The sequence below is a fragment of the Cognatishimia sp. SS12 genome, assembly GCF_028369055.1.
In the GTDB taxonomy this organism is placed as follows: Bacteria; Pseudomonadota; Alphaproteobacteria; order Rhodobacterales; family Rhodobacteraceae; genus Cognatishimia.
In genome coordinates this window covers 725,268-739,001 of record NZ_JAQNCZ010000001.1, presented here as the reverse complement: position 1 = coordinate 739,001, position 13,734 = coordinate 725,268, and the positions used below count along the sequence as shown (strand labels likewise).

The 13,734-nt window shown below is 60.4% G+C and carries 16 protein-coding genes; 8 read left to right on the top strand and 8 right to left on the bottom strand.

Translation table 11 applies throughout. From position 1 onward, the window contains the following. Window positions 1–15: 15 nt before the first annotated feature. From N6L24_RS03650 to N6L24_RS03625, 6 genes are all read right to left on the bottom strand, one after another. The gene (locus tag N6L24_RS03650; RefSeq protein ID WP_271843274.1) at window positions 16–627 is read right to left on the bottom strand and encodes a DedA family protein; all 612 of its coding nucleotides are present in this window, start codon (window positions 625–627) and stop codon (window positions 16–18) included. Continuing rightward, window positions 624–962 carry a hypothetical protein gene (locus N6L24_RS03645; RefSeq protein ID WP_271843273.1) on the bottom strand — a complete coding sequence of 113 codons (339 nt, stop codon included), beginning with the start codon at window positions 960–962 and terminating at the stop codon, window positions 624–626. The genes N6L24_RS03650 and N6L24_RS03645 overlap by 4 nt, the downstream gene beginning before the upstream one ends. Window positions 963–1,032: 70 nt before the next feature. Next, entirely contained in the window at window positions 1,033–2,217 is a 1,185-nt protein-coding gene (locus N6L24_RS03640) for a vWA domain-containing protein (protein WP_271843272.1), read from the bottom strand. A gap of 3 nt (window positions 2,218–2,220) precedes the next feature. Continuing rightward, window positions 2,221–2,388, bottom strand: coding sequence for a hypothetical protein (locus N6L24_RS03635; RefSeq protein ID WP_271843271.1), 168 nt, complete (start codon window positions 2,386–2,388; stop codon window positions 2,221–2,223). 5 nt (window positions 2,389–2,393) lie between these two features. Then, window positions 2,394–3,767: a DUF2927 domain-containing protein gene (locus N6L24_RS03630; RefSeq protein ID WP_271843270.1), complete on the bottom strand. Its 1,374-nt coding sequence runs from the start codon at window positions 3,765–3,767 to the stop codon at window positions 2,394–2,396. Then, window positions 3,767–4,606, bottom strand: coding sequence for an AAA family ATPase (locus tag N6L24_RS03625; protein ID WP_271843269.1), 840 nt, complete (start codon window positions 4,604–4,606; stop codon window positions 3,767–3,769). Before N6L24_RS03625 ends, N6L24_RS03630 begins: the two co-directional genes overlap by 1 nt. A 170-nt stretch (window positions 4,607–4,776) precedes the next feature. Here N6L24_RS03625 and dksA point away from each other — a divergent pair, with 170 nt between their 5' ends. After that, window positions 4,777–5,199, top strand: a complete 423-nt coding sequence (dksA, locus tag N6L24_RS03620; protein ID WP_271843268.1) for an RNA polymerase-binding protein DksA — start codon at window positions 4,777–4,779, stop codon at window positions 5,197–5,199. Window positions 5,200–5,271: 72 nt separating this feature from the next. Further along, the gene (locus tag N6L24_RS03615; RefSeq protein ID WP_271843267.1) at window positions 5,272–6,447 is read left to right on the top strand and encodes an FAD-dependent monooxygenase; all 1,176 of its coding nucleotides are present in this window, start codon (window positions 5,272–5,274) and stop codon (window positions 6,445–6,447) included. Here the strand turns inward: N6L24_RS03615 and xth are convergent, their stop codons facing one another. Next, window positions 6,448–7,227, bottom strand: a complete 780-nt coding sequence (gene xth / locus N6L24_RS03610; RefSeq protein ID WP_271843266.1) for an exodeoxyribonuclease III — start codon at window positions 7,225–7,227, stop codon at window positions 6,448–6,450. Window positions 7,228–7,281: 54 nt separating this feature from the next. Between xth and N6L24_RS03605 the strand changes: the two genes are divergently transcribed. Then, window positions 7,282–7,713, top strand: a complete 432-nt coding sequence (locus N6L24_RS03605; RefSeq protein ID WP_271843265.1) for an SRPBCC family protein — start codon at window positions 7,282–7,284, stop codon at window positions 7,711–7,713. A gap of 3 nt (window positions 7,714–7,716) precedes the next feature. On the opposite strand, the gene N6L24_RS03600 is transcribed toward N6L24_RS03605, so the two are convergent. Next, window positions 7,717–8,040: a HesB/IscA family protein gene (locus N6L24_RS03600; RefSeq protein ID WP_271843264.1), complete on the bottom strand. Its 324-nt coding sequence runs from the start codon at window positions 8,038–8,040 to the stop codon at window positions 7,717–7,719. Window positions 8,041–8,135: 95 nt separating this feature from the next. Between N6L24_RS03600 and N6L24_RS03595 the strand changes: the two genes are divergently transcribed. From N6L24_RS03595 to nagZ, 5 genes are all read left to right on the top strand, one after another. Continuing rightward, window positions 8,136–9,290, top strand: a complete 1,155-nt coding sequence (locus tag N6L24_RS03595; RefSeq protein WP_271843263.1) for a deoxyguanosinetriphosphate triphosphohydrolase — start codon at window positions 8,136–8,138, stop codon at window positions 9,288–9,290. Window positions 9,291–9,354: 64 nt separating this feature from the next. Then, window positions 9,355–9,957 (top strand): hypothetical protein, encoded by a 603-nt coding sequence (locus N6L24_RS03590; protein WP_271843262.1) that lies wholly within the window; start codon window positions 9,355–9,357, stop codon window positions 9,955–9,957. Window positions 9,958–10,008: 51 nt separating this feature from the next. Further along, entirely contained in the window at window positions 10,009–11,754 is a 1,746-nt protein-coding gene (gene argS / locus N6L24_RS03585) for an arginine--tRNA ligase (RefSeq protein ID WP_271843261.1), read from the top strand. Window positions 11,755–11,831: 77 nt separating this feature from the next. Continuing rightward, window positions 11,832–12,749, top strand: a complete 918-nt coding sequence (locus N6L24_RS03580) for an SPOR domain-containing protein (RefSeq protein WP_271843260.1) — start codon at window positions 11,832–11,834, stop codon at window positions 12,747–12,749. Then, window positions 12,746–13,732 carry a beta-N-acetylhexosaminidase gene (nagZ, locus tag N6L24_RS03575; protein WP_271843259.1) on the top strand — a complete coding sequence of 329 codons (987 nt, stop codon included), beginning with the start codon at window positions 12,746–12,748 and terminating at the stop codon, window positions 13,730–13,732. The genes N6L24_RS03580 and nagZ overlap by 4 nt, the downstream gene beginning before the upstream one ends. Window positions 13,733–13,734 lie beyond the last annotated feature (2 nt).

Genomic DNA, 13,734 nt, shown 5'->3' with positions numbered 1-13,734 from the left:
GTGGGCGGCCTCAGGTCAATTGGCCGTCACGGTGGCCTGCTTTTTGCGGTGATGATGATAGAGCCAGAACCCAAAACCAAACATCAAGGACAGCCCGGCCAGAACCCCCAGCATGTCGCCAGCGAGTTCTGAGGCCATCGCCAAATTGTCAGCAAATAGATAGCCAAGCCCGACATAAAACCCGACCCAGACGATTTCGCCCAGCACTGAAAACAGACTAAAGCGCCAATGGGACATATGCGCCGCGCCTCCGGCGAAGTTGATATAGGGGCCAAGCGGCGAAAACAGCCAGCGCGACAGAAACACCCCAAGCCCGCCCCATTTGTGCAGATAGGCCTCAGCGCGGGCCATCATGCGGGCGCGGGGCTTTGTGCGGTTCATGAAGCTGACAAGCGCCCCGCGGCCCCGCGCGCCCAGGACATAACCCAGTTGGTCGCCGCAAATTGCCCCGGCAAGCGCCGCCAGGCCAACCGTTGACAGGGCCAGATCCCCGGTGGCCACAAATGCGCCCGCGCTGAGCATCAGCAAAGAAGAAGGCACCGGTAGGGCGAGACAGCTCAGCAAAGTGGTGATGAACAGCAGCGCGCTGCCATAGGTCGCCAGGGCGCTGATCAGGGCCTCGCTCATTTCTTGGCCCCTTTCTGGGTCAGCAGAGCGTTGACTTCTTCCAGCACAATTTCAACGGGGACGTCGCGGGATTTCGCAATCCAATCCAGCGTTGGGCGCGCGCGCGGACGTTCGGGGCCAAGGCCGACAACAGCGCGCACATCCTTGGGATCAAGCCCCCAGGAATGGGCAATGTATCGCGGTGTCATCCAGGCTTCGGGGGATTGATTGCGATGCGCCGGATCGGCCCAATAGAGCAGGTCCAGCACCATCCGCGCCATGAAGAACAGCGTCAGCGCCAGGGCCAGCGCAAAACCAGTGGCCGCGATGGGATGGGATTTGATCAGGCGCAGCATGGGGCAGGGGCTTTCCGGGCGGTCGATATCACCCTGTGATCAAACGCCAGCGCAACAGGATTGGCAAGGGTCAGCGGGCCAATTCGCGCATGCCGCGCTCCAGCCCTGCCAAAGTCATGGGCACCATACGATCTTCAAAGATGTCGCGGATCATTTGGATGGACTTGGTATAGGGCCAATGGGGTTCTGGCACCGGGTTGATCCATAGGTGATCTGGCCATTGGGTCCGCGCGCGCTCAAGCCAGGTTTGCCCGGGCTCTTCATTCCAAAATTCGCTGGCCCCGCCCGCATAGGCGATTTCATATGGCGACATCGAGGCATCGCCAACAAAGATGCATTTGTAATCGCTGCCATAGGTGCGCAACACATCCCAGGTGGGGGTCTGCGCGTCCCAGCGGCGGGCATTGTCGCGCCAGAGGCCGTCATAAAGGCAGTTGTGGAAATAGAAATATTCCATGTGCTTGAATTCCGCGCGCGCCGCAGAAAACAGCTCTTCCACCACTTTGATATGCGCATCCATCGAGCCGCCGACATCTAAGAAAAGCAGGACTTTGACAGCATTGCGCCGCTCGGGCCGGGTTTGCACATCCAGATACCCATGTTCGGCCGTGGCGCGAATGGTCCCGTCCAGATCCAATTCAACTGCCGCACCGTCCCGCGCCCAGCGGCGCAACCGTTTCAGCGCGACCTTGATGTTGCGGGTGCCCAGTTCAACATTGTCGTCCAGATTGCGAAACTGACGTTTGTCCCAGACTTTGACCGCACGTTGGTGGCGGCTTTCGGTCTGGCCGATGCGCACGCCTTCTGGGTTATAGCCGTAGGCCCCAAAGGGGCTGGTGCCGGCTGTGCCGATCCATTTGTTGCCCCCCTGGTGGCGGCCCTGCTGTTCTTTCAGCCGTTCGCGCAAAGTGTCCATCAGCGCGTCAAACCCGCCCAAAGCCTCGATCTCGGCCTTTTCGGCATCGCTCAAATGTTTTTCGGCGATCTTGCGCAGCCAGTCTTCGGGCAGGTCGAGCGCGTCCAGCACATTTTCGGCGCTGATTTCGCCCAAGCCTTCAAAGGTTGCGGCAAAGGCGCGATCAAACTTATCCAGGTTGCGCTCGTCCTTCACCATGATGGTGCGGGCAAGATAATAAAAGGCCTCGGTGTCATATGTGACCAGGCCGGTTTTCAACGCTGACAGAAACCCCAGATATTCGCGCAGGCTGACAGGCACGCCCGCTTGCCTCAGGTTGTCAAACAGCGGCTGAAACATGGGTTAGGTCAGCGATTTTTCGATCACCAGCGTCAGGATGACGCCCGCCACTGTGAAAGCCAGCGCATAGCCAACGGCATATTGCAGGATGTCGGGCAGGCGGCCGCCGCGACGTTTGGCGGTGGTGGTGCCGATCAACGCGCCAAGCAGCGCTGCGATAATTACGATCATGAGGGTCAGAAGCTCCTGTTCTTAGGATTGAGCGAGGCGACCTCGCGCAGCTTGGCGCGCACCGCCCAATCGGGGCCAAAGCCGTAGCGCGCCCAGCCCAGACTGTCCAGCCGCGCGGCATCCGCTTCGGTCTCGCGTCCCAGTGCCGAAAGCGCTTCGGATTTCAGCATCAGCAGAGACGCCAGCTGCACCGCGTTTTCATATTCGTAGGCGGCGGGCAGGCTGGCCTCGATCAGGGTCAAGGCATCGCCGGGTTTGTTATCGCTGAGCGCATAAGCGGCAAGTTGCGTTGAGACAATCGCCAGATGCGGCCCAGCCGGCGCGCTGGTTTCAAAGGCGCGGGCGGCGGCGCGGTAGTGATGGTTTGAGCGCGCGCCATCTTGCCCCTGATAAAGACGCGCCAGCGCGTAGTGACTGAAGGCAAGGCGATGATCATTCCAGCCTGCAGTCTGCGCAATGCTCAGCGCGCGGGTGGCGTGCGATAGGCGTTTGCCGCCTGTGCCGCTGGGCCCAAGCGCGTTTTGAATGGCGTCGATCCATGCGCGACTGGTTTCTCCGCGCAGGCGGACGGGGCGCGCATCCCCGCCGGGGTTGAGGCGGCTCAGAATGGCGGGCAGACGCGCGGCGACCTGCGTGCGGGTCATGCCATTGGCCAACATCGGATCGTAATACGCGCGCAAGATCAGCATATCAAAGCCGGTCAGCACCGCATGGAAATTGTCATCGTTAAAGACGCTGTCATCCAGACGATAAAGGTCGTTGAGCGGGCCTATGGCCTGCGCCAGTTCTTCGTGCAGGCAGTCGCGCATGTCCTGCGGGCTGGTGTCATAGGGCAGGAAAATCGCCAACTGCTCGCGGCTGCGCAGCGCGGCCCAGTCGGTGCGGGCGGCCCCCCTTGCGCGGCGGTACTCCGCCAGGCTGCTGACGTTGGGCACAACGAAACAGGCCGCATGGGGCAGGGCGCGGCGGATGTCGCGTTTGGCCACAGCCTCGATCGTGATGCTGGCCCGGCCCTCGCTGACCTGCCGAATGTCAATTTTCGCTTCGGTGCGCAGCCGCGCCAAAAGCTGCGCCAGATCATTGCGCAGGATCGGCGTGTTGCGCCCGGTGAGCTTGACGGTGATCGGCTCATCAAAGCGGGTCAGCACCGGCAGGTTGCGCCCGCTTTCCAAGGCAAAACTGAGGTCCAGGAAATCGCGCGCAATGTCGCTGTTGGCGCGTTCCGTGGGGGCGGCAGCGGCGGCGCGAAAGCTTTTGACGGGCGGCAAGCTGGTCTCGGCAACGGTCGCGCCCGCGATCGGGGGCGGTGCGCTTGCGGGTGAACAGGCTGCCAGAAGCAGGCTCGTGGCCAGAACAATTCGGGTTGTCCGTGTCAGCATCAGCGTTTGGCCCGCGCCATAAACGCAAGGCGTTCAAACAGCTGAACGTCCTGCTCATTCTTCAAAAGCGCGCCATGCAGCTTGGGCAGAATATTGGCACCATCGCGTTTCAAATCTTCGGGCGAGAGGTCTTCGGCCAGCAGCAGCTTGAGCCAGTCAATCACCTCGCTGGTGGAGGGTTTTTTCTTGAGTCCGCGCGTCTCGCGGATGTCGTAAAATTCGGTCAATGCCGCGGTCAGCAGCGCCTCTTTGATATTGGGATGATGCACCCGCACGATGGCCTTCATCGTTTCCGGATCTGGAAAGGTGATGTAGTGGAAAAAACAGCGCCGCAGAAAGGCGTCTGGCAGCTCTTTTTCATTGTTTGAGGTGATGATGATGACCGGGCGATGTTTGGCGGTGATCGTTTCCCCGGTCTCATAGACGTGGAACGCCATTTTATCGAGTTCCTGCAGAAGGTCATTGGGGAATTCAATGTCGGCCTTGTCGATTTCATCAATCAGCAGCACAAGCTTTTCATCCGCGTCAAAGGCCTCCCAGAGCTTGCCCTTGCGGATGTAATTCTTGACATCATGCACGCGCGCCTCACCCAATTGGCTGTCGCGCAGGCGGCTGACGGCGTCATATTCATAAAGGCCCTGCTGGGCTTTGGTGGTGGATTTGATGTTCCACTCGATCAAGCGCAGGCCCAGGCCGTCGGCCACCTGTTTGGCCAATTCTGTCTTGCCTGTGCCCGGCTCACCTTTGACCAGCAGGGGGCGCTCCAGCGTGACGGCTGCGTTCACGGCGATCGTAAGATCAGCGGTTGAGATGTAATTCTGCGTGCCTTCAAACTTCATTTTTGGTCCTGCTGCGCTCAATCGTGGCGTCAACGTAACGTGAAGCGAAATTCGCTGCAATGCGACGTAAGGGGTAGTGACAATCTGCAATCACTGAGATACATCCCCGCTACGGGAGACAGGGACAAGTGAATTTCGAACTTGAACCTGCCCATTGAGAGGGAGCGGAAATGAAAGCTGAAACCTTCCTGCCGGATGATTACCGTCCCGCGGATGATGAACCGTTCATGAATGAACGGCAGTTGGAATACTTTCGTCGCAAGTTGAATGACTGGAAGCAAGACCTGGTTGCCGACAGCCGCGACACCATCGAAGGCCTGCAAGATAACACACGGGCGATTCCCGACATTGCCGACCGGGCCAGCGAAGAGACCGACCGCGCGCTCGAGCTGCGCACCCGGGATCGCCAGCGCAAGCTGGTTGCCAAAATTGATGCCGCACTGCGCCGTATCGACGAGGGCGAATACGGCTACTGCGAGAAAACCGGTGAGCCGATTTCGCTGAAACGTCTGGATGCACGGCCGATTGCGACCATGACACTTGAGGCGCAAGAGCGTCACGAGCGCCGTGAAAAGGTGCATCGCGACGATTAATTCGCGCGTGTCAGACCGAATATGAATGCGCCGGGGCTTTTGTCTCGGCGTTTTTCGTTCCAAAAGGGGCCTATGAGTCTTTTGGGTATGCATATTGCGGTCATCGGTGGTGGCATTGGCGGGCTGACAACCGCGCTGGCCTTTGCGCATCGCGGGGCCTCTGTCACCGTTCTGGAACAGGCCGAAACCATCAGCGAAGTGGGCGCGGGTTTGCAGATCAGCCCCAATGGCCTGCGTGTCCTGGATGCGCTTGGTCTGGGGGAGGATATGCGCCAACTGGGCGTCGCAGCCAAAGCCGTTGAATTGCGTGATTACCGCGCCGGAATGACCGTGGCACGCATCGATGTTGGCGGTGACGCGACGGGCGCACATCTGTTTATGCATCGCGCCGATTTGATCGACCGGCTGGCCGCGGCCTGTCGGGGGATCGGCGTGAAACTCCGCCTGTTGCAAAAGGCCAAAACCGTCGTGCCGGGGCCCCGCCCCAAAGTGATGCTGGCCAATGGTGCCGAATTGATTGCCGATCTGGTGGTGGCGGCAGATGGGCTGCATTCGGTGGCGCGCGGCGTGCTCAATGGGACATCTGCGCCCTTCTTTACCGGCCAATGCGCCTGGCGGGCGACGGTGCCCAATCGCTTTGATCACCCAAATGTTGCGCAGATCCACATGGGACCGAAACGCCATCTGGTGAGCTATCCGCTGCGCGGCGGTCGCCTGGTCAATCTGGTCGCAGTGCAGGAGCGCAGCCATTGGGTAGAGGAAGGCTGGGCCTTGCGCGATTCGCCAGACAATATGCGCGCGGCCTTTGCCGATTTCGGCGGGGCGGTGCCCGCGATGCTGGCTGAGGTGAAAGCCACTGGCCTTTGGGGGCTGTTTCGCCACCCGGTGGCCCCGCGTTGGCATCAGGACAATGTGGTGCTGCTGGGGGATGCGGCGCATCCGACCTTGCCGTTCATGGCGCAGGGGGCAGTCATGGCCATCGAAGATGCCTGGGTGCTGGTGGACAGCCTGAGTCAGGTGGATGATAGGGCTGCCGGGCTGGCGCTTTATCAGCAGCGACGATTTGAGCGCGTTTCAAAGATTGTCGATACCGCCAATGGCAATGCCTGGAAATATCACCTGTCGTTTCCGCCGCTCAGATGGGCCGCGCATACGGCCATGCGGACACTCAGCACCGTGGCACCGCGACGTCTGACAGGGCAGTTTGACTGGATTTACCAGCACGACGTCACGCGCGAGGCGGCCTAGTTACGCCGCCAATTCCACCCAAATGGGCACATGATCGCTGGGTTTTTCGCGGCCGCGCACATCTTTGTCGATCTGGCAGTCCAGCAGCAGATCCGCGCATTGCGGGCTGAGCAAAAAGTGATCAATGCGGATGCCGTCATCGCGGTTCCAGGCCCCGGCTTGATAATCCCAAAAGGAATAATGCCCCGGCCCAAGCGTGCGGGCACGGAAAGCTTCGGTAAACCCAAGGTTCAAAAGCCGGCGATAAGCGGCGCGGCTTTCGGGGCGCGCCAGCGCGTCCTCCTGCCAAGCTTCGGGGCGGCGGGCGTCTTCATCCTGCGGAATAATGTTGTAATCTCCGGCCATTAGGAAAGGTTCTTCACGTTCCAGAAGGGTCTGCGCATGGGCGTGCATCCGCGCCATCCAGGCCAGTTTGTAATCATATTTTGGGCCCGGCACCGGGTTGCCATTGGGCAGGTAGAGACCGCAAACACGGATCGGCACGTCGCCCATAACGGTGGCTTCGATCCAGCGTGCCTGTTCGTCGCTGTCATCCCCCGGCAGGCCGCGGCTGATATCCTCAAGCGGCAGCTTGGACAGGATGGCCACGCCGTTGAAACTTTTCTGTCCGTGGGTTTCCACCTGATAGCCCAGATCCTCAAGGATCTCGCGCGGAAAAGCCTCATCCACGGATTTGATTTCTTGCAGCACCACCACATCTGGCTGGGCTTCGGTCAACCACTCGGGTAAGGCATTGATACGGGCTTTGATCCCGTTGATGTTGAAGCTCGCGATTTTCATGGCGCGACTATGGCGGCAACGCGCGGGACGCTCAAGACGAATTGAGGGGACGACATGAATTACTCGGTGGAAATGGAAATTGACCTGCATCGCGACCGCGTGGTCGAGATGCTGACAACCCATGACACGCGGCGGCGCTGGCAGCCGGGGTTTGTGGGCCACGTTCCACTTGATGGCACGCCCGGCACCGTCGGGGCGACCACGCAGCTGACCTTTCAGGTCGGCGAGCAGCGGTTTCACATGATCGAAACCATTTTGGACCGCGACCTGCCGCGCAGCTTTACGGTGTCGTATGTGTCAATGCAGTCGGCCAGTATTTCGCGCAATCGCTTCACTGACGTGGACGGGGGGCGCACCCTGTGGACGGTCGATATGCAGATGAAACTGCAGGGCACCTACAAGCTGATGTCCATGCTGTCCAAAAACACGTTTCGCGCCCAGACCGAGGCCCTGATGCGCAGCTTTGCGGATTACGCCGCGCGCTGAGACTTACATGGAGAAGCTGGTGCCGCAGCCGCAGGACGCGGTGGCATTCGGGTTTTCGATGACAAAGCGGGCCCCGATCAGCTCTTCGGTGAAATCAATCACCGCATTGGCCAGAAACGGCAGGGAAACGCTGTCCACCACCACTTTTTGCCCGTTGCCTTCCAGCACCAGATCATCGTCAGACGGGCTGTCCAGTTTGATCTCATACTGAAAGCCGGAACAGCCGCCGCCTTCAACAGCGACGCGCAGCGCTTGGCCCTGATCACCGGCACCAATCTCGGCGAGACGCTCAAAGGCACGGTCGGTTACTTTCGGCGGAAGCTGCATGGTCACTCCTGACAGGCAATTGGGCGGTTGCACCCGGTCGATGTTCTTAGCAGAGTGCAATATATGTTCAGACAGCACTGGTCTCAAGGATAAGAATGATGAATGCGCCTTATGCCTCTGATCCCAAAGATGCCCGTGGGCGGCGGGTGCTCGAAGAGGAAAGCGCGTTTCGCTCCTGCTTTCAGCGGGATCGAGACCGGATTATCCATTCCAGCGCCTTTCGCCGTCTCAAGCATAAGACGCAGGTTTTTGTCGAGCATGAAGGCGATTATTACCGCACGCGGCTGACCCATTCGATCGAGGTGGCGCAGGTGGCGCGCACGATCTCGGGGGCTTTGGGGCTGAACCAGGAGATCACCGAAGCTGTCGCCTTGGCGCATGATCTGGGGCACACGCCTTTTGGGCATACGGGTGAAGATGCGCTTGATCTCTTGATGCAGCCCTTTGGCGGCTTTGACCACAATGCGCAGGCGGTCAAGATCGTCACCTCGCTAGAGCGTCACTATGCCGAATTTGACGGTTTGAACCTGACCTGGGAATGCCTGGAAGGCATCGCCAAACATAATGGGCCGGTCTTGGGGGCGATTCCCTACGCGCTTGAGGCCTATAATGAACTGCACGATCTGGAGCTGCACAGCCACGCCAGCGCCGAGGCGCAGGTTGCCGCATTGGCCGATGATATCGCCTACAACAACCATGACTTGCAGGATGGGCTGCGTGCCGGTCTGTTCACGGATCAGGATATTGCGCAGCTGCCGATGATTGACGCGGCCTTTGCTGCGGTCGATGAGGCCTATCCGGCATTGGATGCGAACCGCCGTCGCCACGAGGCGCTGCGCCGTGTCTTTGGGGTCATGGTGGCTGATGTCATCGATACATCGCGCGCGCTGCTAGAGGATTGTGGCGCAAGCAAAGTCCAGGATATTCGCGACTTCGGCGCGCCGGTGATAGCCTTTTCTCCGGCGGTGCTTGAGCAGCTGGATGTTATCCGAAAATTTCTATTCTCGCGCATGTATCGTGCCCCATCTGTGATGGAAAAAAGGGCGCAGGTCACACGGGTTGTCGAAACGCTGTTTCCGCTGTTCATGGAGCGGGTCGATCTTTTGCCCGGTGCTTGGGAAAATGACATCAAACAACTCCCGGATGAAACTGATGTCGCGCGCAAGGTTTCCGATTATATTGCTGGTATGACTGATCGTTTTGCGCTGACGGAATTTGAGCGTCTGACCGGCGAAAAACTCCCGCTCTAAGGGCGTGCTTTTTTTACCAAAGGACAGTAGGTGTCAGCGGGTTCTGCATTGACAGGGTGTCTTCATGCACCGTTTGGCCGGGAAAATTGTGATCGTCGCCGGGGCGGCCACCGATTTGGGATGGCGGTTGTTGCCGCTGTTCCAATCTGCAGGCGTGCGCGCGATCTTGATCGACAGCGACGCTGAAGAATTGATCGCTATGGCCCGCCGTAACCCGCGCCAGTTTGAACCGCTCCCAGTAAGCCGGATTGCCGCGCAGCCGTTTCAACAGATTGGAGCGATCTGGGGGGATGAACCGCTGGATTTGCTGATTGATCTGCTGCCGCTGGGTCCGCATGACCGGCAGGGGCGTTTGGTCAGCGCAGATCTGGCGCTGCTGCAGGGGCTCGCCTCGGGCTTGGCGGCTGCGAAAGGGCGGGTGATTTCGGTCATTCCCAAAGCCTGCGCCGAAGATCCGGTGGCCTATCAGATCGACGAGGCCGGGCTCTGCCGCATTACCGAGGTCATGGGCCACCTCTGGGCCCCCAAAGATGTGCGCATCAATGTGTTGCGCCCGGTGCCCGGTGCTTCGGCCAGCGATATGGCCGAAGCGATTGCGTTTCTTGCAGAAACCGGAACCTTGCCTGTGGGCGGGTTGCAGATCCCCATTCAGTCCGCTGCGCATTGACCTGCGCGCTGGCAGTGGTAAACCGCTGACAAACGCATAAGGACATAGTCGATGAACCTGTTTTCCGAGATCCGCGCGCTTGTTGTGGCGCAACTGAATGCTTTGCAGGCCGACGGGCTGCTGCCCGAAGGACTGGATTTCGTCAATGTTGCGGTGGAACCGCCGCGCGATGCCGCCCATGGCGACATGGCCACCAATGCGGCAATGGTGCTGGCCAAGCCTGCCAAGATGAAACCGCGCGATATCGCAGATGCGCTGGCGGCGAAACTGGCAGAGGATGCGCGTATTCAGACTGCCGAAGTGGCGGGCCCCGGCTTTTTGAACCTGCGCCTTGCGCCTGTCCTCTGGCAGGATCTGGTGGCCGCTGTGCTCAAATCGGGCGCGGATTTCGGCCGCTCGGACATGGGGCAGGGCAAGCGGGTGAACGTCGAATATGTCTCGGCCAACCCCACCGGGCCGCTGCATGTCGGTCATACCCGTGGCGCGGTGTTTGGGGATGCCCTGGCGGCGCTGCTGGATTTCTCTGGCTATGACGTCACGCGCGAATATTACATCAACGATGGCGGTGCGCAGGTCGATGTGCTCGCGCGTTCGGTCTATCTGCGTTACCTTGAGGCCCATGGTCAGGACGTGGCCTTTGAGGATGGCACCTATCCCGGCGACTATCTGATCCCGGTGGGCAAAGCCCTGAAAGACAAGGTCGGGGATGCCTATGTGGGCCAAGACGAAACCGTCTGGCTGGCTGAGGTGCGCGCCTTTGCCACCGAAAAGATGATGGGGCTGATCCGCGAAGATCTGGCGCAGCTCAATATCTCCATGGACAAGTTCTTCTCGGAAAAATCTCTTTACGGCACGGGTCTGATCGAGGGGGCTATTCAGTCGCTGGAAAGCAAGGGCCTGATCTATGAAGGCGTGCTGGAGCCGCCAAAAGGCAAAAAGCCCGAGGATTGGGAACCGCGTGAACAAACGCTGTTCAAATCCACCGAGCACGGCGATGACGTCGATCGCCCGGTCAAGAAATCCGATGGCTCCTGGACCTATTTTGCGCCCGACATCGCCTATCATTACGACAAGGTGCAGCGTGGCTATGACGAATTGATCGACGTGTTCGGGGCGGACCACGGCGGTTATGTCAAACGGATGAAGGCGGCGGTGTCGGCGCTCTCGGGTGGCACGGTGCCGCTGGATATCAAGCTGACGCAGTTGGTGAAGCTCTACAAAAACGGCGAGCCTTTCAAAATGTCCAAACGGGCAGGCACCTTTGTGACCCTGCGCGATGTGGTCGATCAGGTCGGCGCGGATGTGACCCGCTTTGTGATGCTGACCCGCAAAAATGACGCGCCGCTGGATTTTGATTTTGACAAGGTGCTGGAGCAATCCAAGGACAACCCGGTGTTCTATGTGCAATACGCCCATGCACGGGTGTGTTCGGCGGTGAAGAAGGCCGAAGAGGCGGGCATTGATGTGTCAGATGCGGCACTGAACGGCGCGGATCTGTCGCTGCTGGCGGACCCGGCGGAATGGGCGGTGGCCAAGAAGCTGGCTGAATGGCCGCGTCTGGTGGAAATCGCCGGCCGCACCCATGAGCCGCATCGCGTGGCCTTTTACCTCTATGAGCTGGCGGGTGATCTGCACAGCCTCTACCACGCAGGCAAAGACAATGCAGAGCTGCGCTTTGTCCAAGAAGACAACGCCGCTGTCACGCAGGCGAAAATCGCCCTCGCGCGGGCTGTCGCCATTGTTATTTCCGCCGGTCTTGGTATTCTGGGTGTAACCCCCGCGCAGGAGATGCGCTAAAATCAGCACACTGTCGGGGTTGAGGCATAGGCAAGGCAACCCCGGCGAAGCTTCGCCGGTCTGTGAGAGAGGCGAGCATGGCTGAACTCCCAATGACGGACTCCCGTAACGCTGACCCGTCCGCGCGCGGATCACTGTCGACCATGGCCAATTGGGCCGGGGCTGTGGTCTCGCTGTCGCTGATCGTCGGGGCAGGGGTCTGGGGCTATAAATTGCTGGTGCGTGATGTCAGTGGCGTGCCGGTTGTACGCGCCATCGAAGGGCCGATGCGCGAGCAGCCCAAAGATCCCGGCGGTTCTCAGGCTGCGCATCAGGGGCTGTCGGTCAATGGCGTTGCCGCCGTTGGCACCGCTGCGGCCCCGGCCGATCGGCTGGTGCTTGCGCCGCCGCCCATTAAGCTGCGGCAGGAAGATGCGCCAAGCGGCAGCCTGCGCAGCGCAAAATTGCCCGAGGCGGCAGTGCCGGCCAAACCCGGTACAAATGCGGCCATCGTTGCCCCCAAACCGCTGAACAGCATCAGCATTGATGAAAGCGTGACCGAGGCTGTGGCCGCAGCCCAAAGCGAAGAGATCGCGGCCCCCGATGCCGTGAAACAGCCCAAGGTGGTGGCGGGTGGCCTTGGCCGGTCCCTGCGCCCGAAAGCCCGCCCGACCAACCTGCGCGAAGTCACGCAGACCGCGGCAGCCGCCGCCCCAACAGAGGCCGCTGCACTGCCCTTGGATATCAACCCGGACGGTCTGCCCGCCGGGACGCGGCTTGTGCAACTGGGTGCCTTTGCCAGCGCCGAAATTGCGCGTGCAGAATGGGACAAATTGCAAGGCCGCTTTGGCGATTACCTCGGTGACAAACGGCGTGTGGTGCAAGAGGCCTCAAGCGGTGGGCGCACGTTTTATCGGTTGCGCGCGCATGGGTTTGCCGACCTGAGTGACGCGCGCCGTATCTGCGCGGCGCTCAAGGCCGAAAACGCCGATTGCATCCCGGTGGTCACACGGTGATTGGCGCGACCATTCTGGGCTGCGCCGGGCTGCGGCTTTCGCCAGAGGAACGGCAGTTTTTCAAAGAGGTACAGCCCTTCGGCTTTATCCTGTTTGCGCGCAATATCGACAATGCAGATCAGATCCGCGCGCTTTGCGATGAGCTGCGCGCGACCGTCCAGCATGATGCGCCGATCCTGATTGATCAGGAAGGCGGGCGGGTGCAACGCCTGCGGCCCCCGCTGGCAGCAGACTGGCTGCCGCCGCTTGATCAGATCGCCATGGCCGGGAACGGCGCCGCGCGCTCGATGTATTTGCGGGCGCGGCTGCAATCGGCAGAGCTGCGGGCGCTTGGCATTGACAGCAACTGCGCCCCGCTCGTGGATGTTGCGAGCGAGGCCACACATCCGTTTTTGAAAAATCGCTGTTATGGCACCACGCCGGATGCGGTGATCGCCATTGGGCGCGCCGTGGCGCAGGGGCATTTGGATGGCGGCGTGCTGCCGGTTCTCAAGCACATTCCAGGCCATGGTCGCGCTCAGAGTGACAGCCATTTGGAATTGCCGCGCGTCAGCGCCTCTGCCGAAGACCTGGCGCAGGATTTTGCCCCCTTTGCCGCCCTTAATGATCTGCCGATGGGCATGACCGCACATCTGGTCTATGAGGCGCTGGACCCACAGCCTGCGACGATCTCACCCAAGATGATGGGTCTGATCCGCAATCAAATTGGCTTTGATGGGCTCATCATGACCGATGATATTTCGATGCAGGCGCTCAGCGGCACGATGCGCGCGCGGGCCGAGGCCTCGATTGCGGCGGGCTGTGATGTGGTGCTGCATTGCAATGGCGATCTGGAGGAGATGCAACAGATTGCGGCCGCGAGCGGCGCCCTGACAGGCAAGGCGCTGACACGTGCCAAGGCGGTGCTGGCGGCACGCCAGCGCCCGGACAGTGTTGACATCGCCGCGCTCAAGGCGGAGCTTGAGTCATTGCTGAACGGATAGGT

Bases quoted from the DNA above. Each gene is read 5' to 3' on its own strand.
- N6L24_RS03615 (WP_271843267.1), top strand. From the start codon at position 5,272: ATGAGTCTTTTGGGTATGCATATTGCGGTCATCGGTGGTGGCATTGGC.
- N6L24_RS03625 (WP_271843269.1), bottom strand. From the start codon at position 4,606: ATGAAGTTTGAAGGCACGCAGAATTACATCTCAACCGCTGATCTTACG.
- N6L24_RS03595 (WP_271843263.1), top strand. From the start codon at position 8,136: ATGATGAATGCGCCTTATGCCTCTGATCCCAAAGATGCCCGTGGGCGG.
- N6L24_RS03605 (WP_271843265.1), top strand. From the start codon at position 7,282: ATGAATTACTCGGTGGAAATGGAAATTGACCTGCATCGCGACCGCGTG.
- xth (WP_271843266.1), bottom strand. From the start codon at position 7,227: ATGAAAATCGCGAGCTTCAACATCAACGGGATCAAAGCCCGTATCAAT.
- argS (WP_271843261.1), top strand. From the start codon at position 10,009: ATGAACCTGTTTTCCGAGATCCGCGCGCTTGTTGTGGCGCAACTGAAT.
- N6L24_RS03590 (WP_271843262.1), top strand. From the start codon at position 9,355: ATGCACCGTTTGGCCGGGAAAATTGTGATCGTCGCCGGGGCGGCCACC.
- N6L24_RS03600 (WP_271843264.1), bottom strand. From the start codon at position 8,040: ATGCAGCTTCCGCCGAAAGTAACCGACCGTGCCTTTGAGCGTCTCGCC.
- N6L24_RS03635 (WP_271843271.1), bottom strand. From the start codon at position 2,388: ATGATCGTAATTATCGCAGCGCTGCTTGGCGCGTTGATCGGCACCACC.
- dksA (WP_271843268.1), top strand. From the start codon at position 4,777: ATGAAAGCTGAAACCTTCCTGCCGGATGATTACCGTCCCGCGGATGAT.
- N6L24_RS03645 (WP_271843273.1), bottom strand. From the start codon at position 962: ATGCTGCGCCTGATCAAATCCCATCCCATCGCGGCCACTGGTTTTGCG.
- N6L24_RS03630 (WP_271843270.1), bottom strand. From the start codon at position 3,767: ATGCTGACACGGACAACCCGAATTGTTCTGGCCACGAGCCTGCTTCTG.
- N6L24_RS03650 (WP_271843274.1), bottom strand. From the start codon at position 627: ATGAGCGAGGCCCTGATCAGCGCCCTGGCGACCTATGGCAGCGCGCTG.
- N6L24_RS03640 (WP_271843272.1), bottom strand. From the start codon at position 2,217: ATGTTTCAGCCGCTGTTTGACAACCTGAGGCAAGCGGGCGTGCCTGTC.
- N6L24_RS03580 (WP_271843260.1), top strand. From the start codon at position 11,832: ATGGCTGAACTCCCAATGACGGACTCCCGTAACGCTGACCCGTCCGCG.